This is a genomic window from Mongoliitalea lutea (assembly GCF_014652135.1).
In the GTDB taxonomy this organism is placed as follows: Bacteria; Bacteroidota; Bacteroidia; order Cytophagales; family Cyclobacteriaceae; genus Mongoliitalea; species Mongoliitalea lutea.
This window is the reverse complement of record NZ_BMYF01000021.1, coordinates 19,653-32,605: the sequence shown is the minus strand read 5'-3', so window position 1 is coordinate 32,605 and position 12,953 is coordinate 19,653. Positions and strand designations below refer to the sequence as shown.

At 39.2% G+C, this 12,953-nt stretch carries 12 protein-coding genes and 1 tRNA gene; 3 read left to right on the top strand and 10 right to left on the bottom strand.

Annotated elements, in window-relative coordinates; genetic code table 11:
- Positions 1 to 34 precede the first annotated feature (34 nt).
- The 7 genes from IE080_RS15530 to IE080_RS15500 all read right to left on the bottom strand — a co-directional run bounded on the left by IE080_RS15530 (position 35) and on the right by IE080_RS15500 (position 7,303).
- A complete protein-coding gene (locus tag IE080_RS15530; protein ID WP_189584674.1) occupies positions 35 to 2,782 on the bottom strand; it encodes a TonB-dependent receptor in 2,748 nt (915 codons plus the stop codon).
- Positions 2,783 to 2,875: 93 nt separating this feature from the next.
- A complete protein-coding gene (locus tag IE080_RS15525) occupies positions 2,876 to 3,085 on the bottom strand; it encodes a hypothetical protein (protein WP_189584672.1) in 210 nt (69 codons plus the stop codon).
- A 21-nt stretch (positions 3,086 to 3,106) separates the two neighbouring features.
- On the bottom strand, positions 3,107 to 4,633 hold the full coding sequence (gene gltX, locus IE080_RS15520; protein WP_189584670.1) for a glutamate--tRNA ligase: 1,527 nt from the start codon (positions 4,631 to 4,633) through the stop codon (positions 3,107 to 3,109).
- Between the two features lie 434 nt (positions 4,634 to 5,067).
- Entirely contained in the window at positions 5,068 to 5,439 is a 372-nt protein-coding gene (gene rplS, locus IE080_RS15515; protein ID WP_189584668.1) for a 50S ribosomal protein L19, read from the bottom strand.
- An 86-nt stretch (positions 5,440 to 5,525) separates the two neighbouring features.
- Complete coding sequence (gene trmD / locus IE080_RS15510) at positions 5,526 to 6,212, bottom strand: tRNA (guanosine(37)-N1)-methyltransferase TrmD (protein WP_189584666.1); 687 nt, start codon at positions 6,210 to 6,212, stop codon at positions 5,526 to 5,528.
- Between the two features lie 3 nt (positions 6,213 to 6,215).
- A complete protein-coding gene (rimM, locus tag IE080_RS15505) occupies positions 6,216 to 6,746 on the bottom strand; it encodes a ribosome maturation factor RimM (RefSeq protein ID WP_189584664.1) in 531 nt (176 codons plus the stop codon).
- A 14-nt stretch (positions 6,747 to 6,760) separates the two neighbouring features.
- Positions 6,761 to 7,303 (bottom strand): 30S ribosomal protein S16, encoded by a 543-nt coding sequence (locus IE080_RS15500; protein ID WP_189584662.1) that lies wholly within the window; start codon positions 7,301 to 7,303, stop codon positions 6,761 to 6,763.
- 327 nt (positions 7,304 to 7,630) lie between these two features.
- Here IE080_RS15500 and IE080_RS15495 point away from each other — a divergent pair.
- From IE080_RS15495 to IE080_RS15485, 3 genes are all read left to right on the top strand, one after another.
- A tRNA-Arg gene (locus IE080_RS15495) sits at positions 7,631 to 7,702 on the top strand.
- Positions 7,703 to 7,805: 103 nt separating this feature from the next.
- Positions 7,806 to 8,843 carry a cellulase family glycosylhydrolase gene (locus IE080_RS15490; protein WP_229800680.1) on the top strand — a complete coding sequence of 346 codons (1,038 nt, stop codon included), beginning with the start codon at positions 7,806 to 7,808 and terminating at the stop codon, positions 8,841 to 8,843.
- Positions 8,844 to 8,973: 130 nt separating this feature from the next.
- Positions 8,974 to 9,183, top strand: coding sequence for a hypothetical protein (locus IE080_RS15485; protein WP_189584660.1), 210 nt, complete (start codon positions 8,974 to 8,976; stop codon positions 9,181 to 9,183).
- A 69-nt stretch (positions 9,184 to 9,252) separates the two neighbouring features.
- Here the strand turns inward: IE080_RS15485 and IE080_RS15480 are convergent, their stop codons facing one another.
- The 3 genes from IE080_RS15480 to susR form a co-directional block, all read right to left on the bottom strand.
- The gene (locus tag IE080_RS15480) at positions 9,253 to 9,897 is read right to left on the bottom strand and encodes a response regulator (RefSeq protein WP_189584658.1); all 645 of its coding nucleotides are present in this window, start codon (positions 9,895 to 9,897) and stop codon (positions 9,253 to 9,255) included.
- Between the two features lie 183 nt (positions 9,898 to 10,080).
- On the bottom strand, positions 10,081 to 10,806 hold the full coding sequence (locus tag IE080_RS15475; protein ID WP_189584655.1) for an energy transducer TonB: 726 nt from the start codon (positions 10,804 to 10,806) through the stop codon (positions 10,081 to 10,083).
- Between the two features lie 329 nt (positions 10,807 to 11,135).
- Complete coding sequence (susR, locus tag IE080_RS15470) at positions 11,136 to 12,779, bottom strand: SusR family glycan utilization regulator (protein WP_189584652.1); 1,644 nt, start codon at positions 12,777 to 12,779, stop codon at positions 11,136 to 11,138.
- Positions 12,780 to 12,953: the final 174 nt, after the last annotated feature.

Below are 12,953 nucleotides of genomic sequence, written 5' to 3'. Positions count from 1 at the left end.
TTAATAAATGGGAATAGTAGCAAATATTTAGCGCTTATTTACGAAAAGGAATCGTATATGTAGCATGAATGGCCTGCCCATCGATCGTCAACCCTTCGACGGTCACCGTTTTGGGGGAGTCCAAATCATTGGTATAAAAGGCTAATTGCACTTTTCCCGTCACAGAATCTGTAATCAAATAAGGATTCCAATACAAAGTGACACGTTCATCATAAAGCGGTGCATCTTCCAATGTTCCATAATCTAGTTGTACGAAATTGGAAGGAGGGTGAAATCCCTCTACGACAAATGAACTCAAACCTGGACTTCCTGCCAAGAGGTCAGCTGTCTGCATATTCCCTTTTTTCAAATAAATCGCAATTATACCATTTCGGCCCATATCCCCCATGATTGAAAGCATTCGGGTCACTACTTCTACCCGATCCACGTCGTTAGGATTGATCGAACGGATCACATTGGCGGCAGAACTTGATGGCAATACATTCCCATCCAGCATCACCAATGGTTCCAAAGAATTAGAGACCGAAGTGGCACCTCCTCTTAAAGTAACCTGTCCCAGAGAATTGACCATCATCCCCGGCACATAGGCCTTTATCCCTAACAACAAATCAGCTGCATTTCCTCCACGCATCAGGGATTCCCCTGCTATAACATAATCAGCATTTCCATATATTGCCTTATTCGATCTCGAACTGACCGCTTCTACCTTGACTTCTTCCAAGACTACCTCAGCAATTCTTTCTTTAAATAATTGCTCACCTGCATCTGAGATAGTAGGCATCCTAGCATGTGAAGGAATAAAAAACGGAGGCTTCAATTTAGGTGTCAATTCGAAGGTGCCGTAGCCTTTTCCTTTTTTATCCACCGCCAAAAATGAGAAATCAATCGGTCCATAAAAATCCATTTCATCCAATATAAAGGAGCCATCCTTTTCTGTCTCCCAATCTAATTCCCCTTCGAAGTTATTGATATAAACAGTAAATGGTGTAGCTGTAGCTTTACCTTTTTCATTTTTAAACATGCCTGAAAGACTAAAGGTATTTTCAACCTGATGCATAAACTTTTCGGTAGTAATATGGGCAGGAACTTCTTTGATTGCCAAGTTTTCAGCAATTCTAGAAGGAACAGCATTGGGTAAGGCCAGCCTGTCATCTGTAATGCTTACCGATAGATTGGACGCAATAGGTCTATTGTTTGCATCTTTGGTTTCTAAAGAAAGCACTACAAGTGTCCTTTTATCTAGCTCCGTAGGTTCTGCTTGAAAAGTAACCTTAACAGGCAAATCCCTACTTGGATCTTGTACAGGTTGCAGGATTTTTTGGGTAATATCCAAAACGGGTAAAGCTTGAACAAAATAGGCATCAGGCCCATAGTTCCGGTTCCATTGGGTAAAGGCTCTTACATAGTAAGCATTGCCTTCTAAGCGCTCCGGTAATCGAAAATCTCCAACAGCTACTCCATTTTCTATCTTGAGCTTACGTTCCAAAATCACATCTCTGTCTTCGGATAGGAGTTCTACATACAAGACCTGACTCAACTCACGGCGATTGAAAGGATTGGCATAATTTATATAAGCCTTGAAAAACACCTGATCTCCTTTGTAGTAATACGATCTGTCGGTGTGCAAGTGAATTCGCTCTTGCAGGCTATTCGCATCTCGCACTACTTGCGCCTGCATTTGGGCAGCTAAAGAAGGACTGTAATCCAGAGGCAGCAGGTTTCCCACTTTACTCTTATTCATATCGCCCGAAAAAACCACATCTTTTTGATTGACTACCATTCCATTGGAAGTAACGGTTACATAGTTACCATTGACTTCCAGCCAAGAAATTGGATAGGGAGCATCTTTGTAGGTATTGACTTTGGAATATCCTTTTTCATAGTGAATCTCAATTCTTCCTTTGAGAAAAAGCCTGTACTCCCCAGGTTTTTTCCCAAGTGACACCAAGTTTTCAGGTTCGTATTTGATGACAGATTTCCCCAACTCTTCGGCAAACACATCGGAACGCATATTCCTAGATTCTGATCCCCCAGGCTTATCCCAATACAAATAAAACCCTTCCTGATTGTGCCTACCGATGATCATAGCACGGAACATATTGGCAGGTGAACGCAAATAAGTATCCAAGCGATTTGCTCTCCAAAGGTTGCGAGTTCGGTTATCAGGTGCCTCTAATTCTTCAAATCGTGTTGCTCCTACGATAACATAGGATTGATTGGTGAATTGAAACTCTTTCAAATCAAAGGTCAGTAAGTATCCTAAAGCATTATTTTTGATTTGAATTGGTTGATAGGCAAATGCACGGAAAGCGGTATTGCTATTGTTTTCAGGAAAATCGATCACCCATGGGTTTAAAATTTCACAAGAAGATGCAATTTCATCTGTACCTAAAAAATAATCGCTAAACTTTTTAAGCTCTCGCTCCCAAGCTTTATCTCTTGAGGCTTTGATCTCTACATCACTCAGTTCTTGCTCAGTAGGGGCTAAATTAATTGAAATACTTTGGGAGGTGCCCGCCTTCACTGTTACCGTTTTCTGTTGTGCTTTGTAACCAATAAAGGAAAAACCTACCTCTATATCTCCTTCAGCAATACCTGTTAATGTAAATGCCCCGTCAAAATCCGTAGTCGTGGCAATTGTGGTGTTATTAATAAAAACGTTACAAAATGGAAGCGGCTCTTTCGTCTGTGCGTCCAGTACGATTCCTGTAATAGAACCCGTTTGGGCAAATGTATACAGCACCATAAACCATCCTACGAATGCTAAAAATACCTTTCTCATGTTGATGAAGTTTGGGACAACTAAAAGTAAACTATTTTCAGTACGGAAAAAAGAAAAGCGCTACAATTACGTGAGCGCTTTTCAGTTTTCTGATTAAGAGTCAGAAGATTTCCCTTCTTTGATATCATCAATATCCTCTCGGTCTTTTAGCTTTTTGTCTTCGACATTTTTGTTCAAAAACTCATTGAGCTTCTCGATGGAAAAGCTGCTAGAAATCTCACCGAATGAGTTGATACTCATTTTGAATCCTTCCAAATCCTTATGGACTTTTGGATTTTCTTCTTTTTTGGGTTTTTTCGCCATGACTCCAGCTAGTTATTTATTCTATAAAGTTGATACGGCAAATTGAATACGTTTGATCAATTCATCCTTGCCGATGATGACAAATACGGCCATCAAATCTGGACCAGCACCTACGCCTGTCACCGCCAAGCGTACTGCCTGCATGATTTTTCCTAATTTGATTCCGTTGCTCTCGGCTGCTTTTTCAAGTAAAGCTTTGGCCAACTCGGGAGTGAACTCCGCAGTGTCAGCTGCTAATTCTTGAACATAGCTATTCAATACCGTCACTGCATCCTGATTCCATTTTTTGCTTGCCACATCTTGATCGAAGCTCTGAGGAGCAATCAACATGAATTTTCCTTCTTTCCAAAGGTCCGCAGGGAATGTTGCACGCTCTTTCATGATGCTTGCAATTTTGGCTGCTTTTTCAGCATCCACTTCCAAGCCATCCTTGGCAACTTCATTTTGCAAGTATACCGCAAGTTCTTCGTCAGTTTTAGCTCGCAGATATTGTTCATTGTACCACTTTGCTTTATTGATGTCAAACTTGGTCCCTGACTTTCCAATACGCTCAATACTGAATGCTTCTACCAGTTCATCCAAGGTAAACATTTCCCGATGATCTCCAGGGTTCCAGCCCAAGAAAGCCAAGAAATTGATCAATGCCTCTTTCAAATACCCTTGTTCACGGAATCCCATAGCTTTATCTCCCGTGTTAGGATCTTGCCAGTCCATCGGGAATACCGGAAATCCATGCTTATCCGCATCACGCTTGGAAAGCTTGCCATTTCCATCAGGCTTGAGTAATAGGGGCAAGTGTGCAAACTGAGGCATAGTATCCTCCCAACCAAAGTATTTGTATAGCAATACGTGTAATGGAGCAGATGGTAACCACTCTTCCCCTCTGATTACATGGGTGATTCCCATCAAGTGGTCATCCACGATATTGGCCAAGTGATAGGTTGGCATCCCATCGGATTTCATCAATACCTTATCATCCAAGGTTGAACTGTGTACCATCACCCAACCACGGATCATATCATTTAATCGCACTTCTTCTTTGCGTGGGATTTTGATACGAATTACATAGGGTTCGCCAGATGCCAGCCTTGCTTTTACCTCATCCTCAGGCAAAGTCAAGGAGTTTTTCATCTGTGTACGCGTAATGGAATTATATTGAGGAGATACCACACGGGCGGCAGTCAAGCGCTCCCGCATTGCTTCCAACTCTTCTGCTGTATCAAATGCATAATACGCATGGCCTTTTTCCACCAAGTCCAAGGCATACTGCATGTACATAGGCTTGCGTTCAGACTGACGGTATGGAGCACAGTCAGCCGGATTCCAAGGGCTCTCATCAGGAGTAATCCCTAACCAATCCAAAGCATCTTTGATGTATTCTTCAGCTCCGGGAACAAATCTAGTCTGATCCGTATCCTCAATTCTTAACAAAAATTTACCATTGTTTTTTCTGGCAAAGAGGTAGTTATAAAGAGCAGTTCTAACTCCTCCGATATGTAGAGCTCCTGTGGGTGAAGGAGCAAAGCGAACGCGTACTTCTCTATTCATATTGGTTTTTCTTCTGTCATCTAACCCATTTAGAGGGCAAATGGTTGGTTTGGTTTCTGAAAATCAGGGTGCAAAGATAGTAAATTTTGATCGACTTAGCGACACGCAATACGTGATGATTGCGAGCCCAGAGAAGGCTATTTGTGATAAAATAATTACCACACGAGATGTACGATTTAGGAGTATAAAAAATGCATATGAGTTTTTGATTGAAAATTTAAGGTTAGATGAAAGTGGGTTAAGGAACTTGAACACTGTACAGATTGAGAATTGGGTTTTAGATTCACCAAAAAGCGAAAGTTTAAGAATGTTAATCAAATTTATTCAAGAGTTATGATAAGAGAGTGGTTAAAAACCTCAAAATCAACTGAAAAAACTATAATAGAAAAGGGAACCCTGAACGAGTTCCCTTTTCTTGCAAAGATTTGCTTTGATTAAGCGTCTTTCTTTGTTCTGATTTTTTCCTTGATTCTTGCAGACTTTCCTTGACGGCCTCTCAAGTAGAACAAACGAGCTCTTCTCACTTTACCTTCTCTCATCAATTCGATTTTTTCGATTGCAGGAGAAAGGATTGGGAAAATTCTCTCAACACCAACACCATTAGAAACTTTTCTTACAGTGAACGTCTCACCATTGGAGTTAGGGTTTTTTCTTTGGATTACAGTTCCTTGGAATTGCTGGATTCTTTCTTTGTTACCTTCTACGATTCTTACGTGAACGTTGATGGTATCACCAGCTTTGAAAGAAGGGAATTTAGCTCTTACCTCGCTGTATTCCGCTTCTACGATTTTCATTAGTTCGCTCATAGCTTAAATGTTTTATTTGCTTGTAGCATTGCGCTTCCGCGCAGTCTTGAATGAATTCTATTATTAGTGCTTGCTTACAATCGCCTTTAGAAATCTTTCCCTTCCAATAGGTCGGGTCTTCTTTCTTTTGTCCGGCGAACCGATGCTTCAAATCTCCAGGCTTCGATTTTGGCTTCATGACCTGATAGCAATACATCCGGAACTTTCATTCCATCATACTCCGCCGGTCTAGTGTAGACAGGTGGTGCTAGCAGTCCATCTTGGAAGGAATCTGTCAATGCTGAGGTTTCATCGTTGAGTACGCCTGGTATCAATCGGATAATTGCATCTGTCACTACGGCAGCTGCCAATTCTCCTCCTGATAAAACGTAATCCCCGATGCTGATTTCGCGGGTGATCCATTTTTGACGGACCCGCTCGTCCACACCTTTATAATGACCGCATAGAATCATAATGTTCCCTTTCAGCGAAAGCTCATTGGCCATATTTTGGTCAAAGGTCTTTCCATCGGGGCTCATGTAGATTATTTCATCATAGATCCGCTCCGCCTGTAATGCTGTAATGCATTTGACGATGGGTTCCACCATCAGGACCATTCCAGCACCGCCTCCAAATGCATAGTCATCGACTTGCTTTTGTTTGCCACTGGCATAGGCTCTGAGGTTATGAACTCTGACTTTTGCGATACCTTTTTCTTCTGCTCTTTTCAGAATAGAATGTGCAAAAGGACCTTCCAATAAGCCAGGAACCACGGTAATGATATCTATACGCATGGGTTAATCTTCCAAGTAGATGTCAAGTAATCCTGTAGGTAATTGGCAGTAAACTTTTTTAGCTACCTTGTCGACCCTCATGACGATCCCATCCTGAATCGGAATAAGGACTTCTTTGCCTTGATGGTCAACACCCATTAGATCTTGGGTTTCTAAGTCATAAATAACTTTTACTTCCCCTATACTTCCCAGTACTTCGTCCAGTACTTCGAATCCTATTAACTCATGGTAATAATACTGATCTTCCGGCAACTCTTCCAGTTGTGATAGCGGGAGAAACAAGCCTGAACCAACGAGTGGGGCAGCTGCTTCTACTGTATCATAATCCTCAAACTTTGCGAGCACTTTGTTGCTATGCTGCCATACAAAATGTTCTAAGAAGAAGGGGACCAATCTAGATTTTTGCTCTACGAATACATGTTTGAGATCTTCGTAGTCTTCCGGATAATCTACATCGAGTACGATGCCTACCTCACCATGAAGTCCATGAACTTTGGCTATATGGCCCAATTGAAAACAATTGTCTTTGTTCATGGGGATATGAGATATTAAGCTTGAGTTTCCTCTTCGCCTTCAGCAGCAGGAGCTTCTTCAGCAGCAGGAGCCGCTTCAGCAGCCGCAGCAGCTTTAGCTTCTTCTTCTCTTGCTTTGATAGCGTCCAAACGCGCTTGGTTTTTCGCTGCTTCAGCTTCCAATGCTTTTTGACGAGCATCAGCTTTAGCCTTAGATAAAGATTCCACTTTACCGCCGATTGCAGCATCTTTGCCAGACTTCCACGCTTCAAACTTAGCATCTGCTTGTTCTTGCGTGATAGCACCTTTCATTACACCGATTTGAAGGTGTTTTTTCAACAATACACCTCTGTAAGACAACATAGCTCTTACAGTATCTGTTGGCTGTGCACCGTTCATCAACCAAGTGAGAGCACGCTCGTTGTTGATGGTGATAGATGCAGGGTTAGTGTTTGGGTTGTAGGTACCCAACTTCTCGATAAAGCGTCCATCACGTGGAGCTCTCGCATCAGCTACTACTACGTCATAGATTGCCAATTTCTTACGGCCTCTACGCGCTAATCTGATTTTAACTGCCATATAATTTTGATATTTAGTGAATTGATGGATCCCGTCCATCTTAATTTTTGGACTGCAAAGATACGGTTAATTATTGTAAATCAGCAAATCACACGGAATATATTTGTATAATTGTAAGGAATTGGGTTAAATTTGAATAAAGGAGGAAGGGGCAGTGAGTAGTGAACAGTGAATAGTGAGCAGTGAATAGTGAGTAGTGAACAGTGAGCTGTCTAGCATCTTGATTCTTGCATCTTGATTCTTGATTCTCAACTCCTATTCATACTAGTAGCTGGAAAAGTCCTAGCTCGGTTCCCGATCTTGTCTAAGGACTATCAATTCATATCAGGCCTTGTAGTTCAATGGATAGAACAAGCGTTTCCTAAACGTTAGATCTAGGTTCGATTCCTAGCGAGGCTACTAGTTTGTCCATTTCGTGGTTGCAAAATTGTCAAAAGCATTAAAAAAGTTTGTGTTGAACCAACTTAAATCACAGTCGATATCAAAGTTTCGGTGCATAAAATTGAATCGAGTACTCTTTGTTATAGCTCTTTTGAGTTTCACGCTGAGCTCCTGCGAACCTGATGATAACCACCCAAATATCTCTATACCTCCTATACCAAGTATCATCAAAGGTCCCTTTCATGTAGAAGGACCCAATATAATCAATAATGGGATGCCATTTACCTTAAATGGTGCCAACACTATGCAGACTTTTGGACTTGCGGACCCTCTATTGATGAAAGAATGGAACCTGAAAATCGTCCGGGAATTTATTGGGAATGTAGGCGAACAGCCCATCGATGGCTATCCAATACTCGGAAGTGACAATAAATGGTACCACTCCTTACAGCGAATCGTTGATCAAAACCGCTCTCAAAATATTATCACAATCCTATGTCCATTTGGCTGGGTAAATTCAAATGGAGAACAAATTTTATTGGCAGGACTCAACCCTTCAGAACAGTCTTTTTACATCGCATACAAAGCGAAAATGAAAGAAATTGCTGAACACTTCAAGGATCAGACCGATGTTTGGATACAGGTTTGGAATGAACCTTATCATTGGAACAATGAAAATGGATACACTCATGAAAGATGGCTTAGAGATATGAGTGAAATGGTAGATAACCTCAGATGGGTCAATGGATTTCATAATTTAATCATCGTTCCTGGAAATGAAATGGGACAATCAGAAAGCGCCATCCTTTCTCATGGTAAAAAACTTACAGAAAAAAGATTCAACATCGCATTTGATTTACATGCCTATGAAAAATGGCTAGTAAACACCAACGAAGATCAACTTAAGGAGCGTCTGGCTAGCATTAAAAGTAACAACATACCTTTTATCTTTGGAGAGGTTGGGGTTCAAAATGTAGGCGATGTAATGGAAGTAAACCACTTCCTTAATGCCGCGAAAAGCTATGGAGTCCCCGTATTAGGTTGGCTATGGGTTCAAAACAGCCAATACAATAATGCCTTATTAAATGAACAAGGAGAACCAAACTCAAGTCCTTCCAACAATCATTGGGGCGAAGTTTACAAAAACTTCCTTCGATAATAAAATCTGCGATACTGAAATAAAAGTTGAGATAACACGGTCAGCCTATTAGTTCAAATAGACCTTTTTTCAACCTTCACACGAAGATAATTTATATGTCTTTGGAAATGAACGCTTATTAATTGATCAAATGATGGTAAGCAAAGGCTTTTTGGATAGCCAAGGAGCATTTGACTTGAGTAACGCTAGCCATGGAGTATTTTCACTTCCAAATATGAAACGAGGCATCCATCGAACTCCCATTAGATTTGGGCGACCTTCTTCCCCAAGTAGTTTCAATACACGTGGCTTTTCAGATCATCTACCACTTATTCTAGCTTTAGAGGAAAAATTAGAATGAATAATGCAGCCTTGCATGGGAGCCAGCTTCCTGAAATAAGAATCTACCAACCATAAAAAGGTACACATTCTACAATTGAGGATGCTCTCGGATCAAACCTAACAAACCTGATACATTGTGAACATTCAGCTTACGATATATATTTTTTCGGTGTGTTTTGACGGTATGAGGGCTCAAGTGTAGCTTATTAACAATTTCCTTCCCTTCTGCTTGGTTTAAGATCATTTGAAGGATTTCTGTTTCCCTATCTGACAAGCAAAACACATCACGCATTTTTTGATAAAGGCAAGGCGTTTCATTGGATCGATGATTATGTAAAGCTTCAAAACATGGAAAGTATTCTCCTCCGGTAGCTATCCTTTTCAAGGCATCGGTAAATTCCTGTAAGCAAGCATCTTTCCCAATAAAACCATTAGCCCCCAGATTTTTACACATCTCAAGCGTAGTTTTATTCCGCTGTCCACTCATGACAAGTTTTCGGATTTCAGGATACTTCCGGTTTAAATATGGCAACAATTGAATCCCATTCATGATAGGCATATTCAAATCTATGACCAATACATCCACTTGCGAGTTCTTCTCCAAATACAGGATAACTTCCCTTCCATTTTCAACTTGTCCTACTAATTTAAACTCCGGAAACCCTTCCAGGAGCTTACTGACCCCGATAGCGAAAAGCCGGTGATCATCTGCCATTAAAATAGAAATCCCCATCTTAAAAATAGTTTAAGTTGAAAAGATAAATTCAATAAGGTTTGAGAAATATACTCTAAATGAGGCAGTTAAAATTGTAAAAAAGCGAAACTAATACCATTTAATATAAAAATAACGCAATTTTTTCTTATCCAGAAAAGTATCTAAAAGCATCACTTCTGTGCTGAGTTTTTAAGATTACTGTTAACCCAAAACAAATCTTACTGGTAGAAACAGCCATGCATCAATAGGGTAGTCTTGAAGGTCCACAGCATACACAAAACCATCTTTATAAAGATCAATCACTCTAAGAGCCTCCTTGGCCAAAGATTTATGAACTTCATTTGGGTTTATCACTACTTTTTCCAGCAGGCTACCATTTGAACTGATTTTCAAGCCTAGCAAAACCGTGCCTTGAGCCCCAACTCTCCTAGCTACGACTGGATAAGTTAATTCGCTCTGAATAAACCTTTCCCAGGAATCCATTGATCTAAGGCTTGGCTTAAATACATTCCTATCTACAAAAGACCCATTAAACTCTCCCTCACAAAAATTTCCGGCACAGGCCAATTCTAAAACCACCCGACTACCATTGTGTACTTGGGTGTATGTTAGCCCTTCTTCAAATTCGGTTATTTCAATTGAAATTAAATCCCCATCAGGTCCGTATGTAGAAATTTGTATGCGCTCTACTCCATTGTCCCCGAGGGTTGTCTTTCGATTCTGAACTAAGCGATGATCTAGGGTATAAATTTTTTCTGAGATTTCCCCCTCAGAAGGTGTTGTTTTTACATCATTGAACGTGTGCTCTCCAAACCCAAGAGCTAGAGGATAAAAATGCTCATTGAGAGGAATAATTTCCCGCTCTTGTGCAATGGCATGAAAACTAACAAATAAAAAAACTATCGGAAGAACAACTAATTTTCGCATAGCAGGAAACAATGACTAACTTATAAACACTAATCTACAAGATTTTCGAATAAATTACCTGCTATTTGTAGCGTTTATTGCTTGTACTGCGTTCCCGTATATATGAAAAGCATCAAATTATATTGGATTGCAACCCTACTTTTACTAGTCAGCAGTTGCGCCGAATCCCCATCCCCCTTAAGACAAGGTAACGCTGAGATTATCATCAATATACCAACTAGAGGATTCTATAATTTTTTAATTCGCTTTCAGGTAGACCATTATTAAGCTGTAACTAAGCCGATACATTAGTGAACATTAGGATTTAAATATGCAAAAGACATCAAGAGTCACTTCCCAATCTTTTGTAAGCTCGTGAAAAAATCTTCTTTGGATGATTTAGCTTTATTTTTCAACTTTAGTTTATAATTATAAACTGTCTGAGGTGAATAGTGAAGAATTAAAGCAATTTTACCACTATCACTAATACCAAGTCTTATCAAAGCAAATACCCTCAACTCTGGAGTAAGTATCTCATTTCCTTTAGGAAAAATACGTTTATCATCCCTGAGCAAAGCATTAAAATCATCTATGAAATTTGGGAAAATCCCGAGAAATATAGCATCGAAACTTTGATAGAATTCCTTAAGCTCATCGGAAAATAATTTAGTTGAACTTGTGAAAAGAATAGCATCGTTAATTTTTTGAGAACGTAACTTTTTGTGAACTGTTAGTCTGAAGTTTTCCAGCTTATTTATATATGACGAGCAGATATCAAATACATAACCTATATAGACTTCCTTTACATGATCTGACTCCGCAAGTTGATCATTCAAACTTTTGAGTTGATCATTCATTATTGAAATTTCTTTAGTCTTATTTTTTAACTTTATTTCAGCCTTTTTTAATTTTCTTATTTGTTGTAACACTATAAAAGAAATCAACAATAAAAATGCTACTAAGACCAAACTAAAGTAAAGTAATTTACGAAGATTTCTTTTTTCAGCATTCACCTGTTGCTCGTATGCAGCGGTAATGATGGGTAAAGTTTCTGAGATTTCAATCATACGAAATCGAGCTTTTGCAAAATGTGCATCTTCCATCGCACATTTAATATAAGTGTAGGCGCGACTTACATCTCCTTCTTGAAACAAAATAATAGCCAATTTACGAAGGGCTATATAACTTTTAACTGGCTTCATTAAATCTTGCAATGCAGCCCTAGCCAGATATTCTTTTTGTAAGTTAGTATTGCCCATAGCCTCATATACTGAGGCCAATGTATAATCAAAGGAAAAGTTATCTTTTTGGTCCAAATAATTTGGATATGCTCCTAATATGTATTCCAAGGCAGAGTCATAATGGCCATAATCCAAAAGACGAGCGGTATAAACCAGCTGATAATTTAATTTACTTTTATCAAGCACTTGTAACAAGGAGTCCTTATATTGATAAACATACCGTATATACTTTTGTCTCTCTTCATCAGATAAAGAACTTTGATACAAAAGAGAATAAGTAGAATGGTAAATGTGGTAAAGATACTGCTTGTTATTTTTATCAATTATCGCAACATCAATGGTATCTAAAATTTCGAATGCCTCCTTATACATCCCCATTTTACCAAGCATTTCAGCGACATTCATTTGGGATTGCTCAATATGGTGTTTGTCACCAAGCTGTAAGGCAAGTTTTCGTTTTTCTTTCGCAACATTTAGGGCACGATTTAAGTCGTAGTGCTCTAATTCTTTAAAAAGAAATGAATTAACATCGTATTTTCTATTCTTATCAGTAAATATTGCCAAAGCAGCATGTAGACTATCAATTTTTGTTTCTTTTCGTTTAGTAAAAAAATCTTTATTTTCTATAGCACTATCAATAGCCTTGATTAGTGAATCAAGATTGGAAAGAGATGCAAATGCAGAGTAATGGCAACAAAGAAATGCTAAGAAAAAAAATAAGACTATAGGTAATTTTCTTTTTCTGCTTAACATATAACTTTCAAATTGTTTGAAGTGGAGTAAATCCAATGGTTAGGAGGAATTTTGGTTTTTACAAGAAGTGCTAAGTTATAAGAATCGAAAATTTATACAATTCATTGCTCATCTAATTTACTGAATCAAACCTAATATCTAATTACCATCTTATACTTTTACTTTAAACTTTCA

Coding starts and splice junctions, on each gene's coding strand:
- IE080_RS15530 (WP_189584674.1), bottom strand. CDS start 2,782: ATGAGAAAGGTATTTTTAGCATTCGTAGGATGGTTTATGGTGCTGTAT.
- IE080_RS15525 (WP_189584672.1), bottom strand. CDS start 3,085: ATGGCGAAAAAACCCAAAAAAGAAGAAAATCCAAAAGTCCATAAGGAT.
- gltX (WP_189584670.1), bottom strand. CDS start 4,633: ATGAATAGAGAAGTACGCGTTCGCTTTGCTCCTTCACCCACAGGAGCT.
- rplS (WP_189584668.1), bottom strand. CDS start 5,439: ATGAGCGAACTAATGAAAATCGTAGAAGCGGAATACAGCGAGGTAAGA.
- trmD (WP_189584666.1), bottom strand. CDS start 6,212: ATGCGTATAGATATCATTACCGTGGTTCCTGGCTTATTGGAAGGTCCT.
- rimM (WP_189584664.1), bottom strand. CDS start 6,746: ATGAACAAAGACAATTGTTTTCAATTGGGCCATATAGCCAAAGTTCAT.
- IE080_RS15500 (WP_189584662.1), bottom strand. CDS start 7,303: ATGGCAGTTAAAATCAGATTAGCGCGTAGAGGCCGTAAGAAATTGGCA.
- IE080_RS15485 (WP_189584660.1), top strand. CDS start 8,974: ATGATGGTAAGCAAAGGCTTTTTGGATAGCCAAGGAGCATTTGACTTG.
- IE080_RS15480 (WP_189584658.1), bottom strand. CDS start 9,897: ATGGGGATTTCTATTTTAATGGCAGATGATCACCGGCTTTTCGCTATC.
- IE080_RS15475 (WP_189584655.1), bottom strand. CDS start 10,806: ATGCGAAAATTAGTTGTTCTTCCGATAGTTTTTTTATTTGTTAGTTTT.
- susR (WP_189584652.1), bottom strand. CDS start 12,779: ATGTTAAGCAGAAAAAGAAAATTACCTATAGTCTTATTTTTTTTCTTA.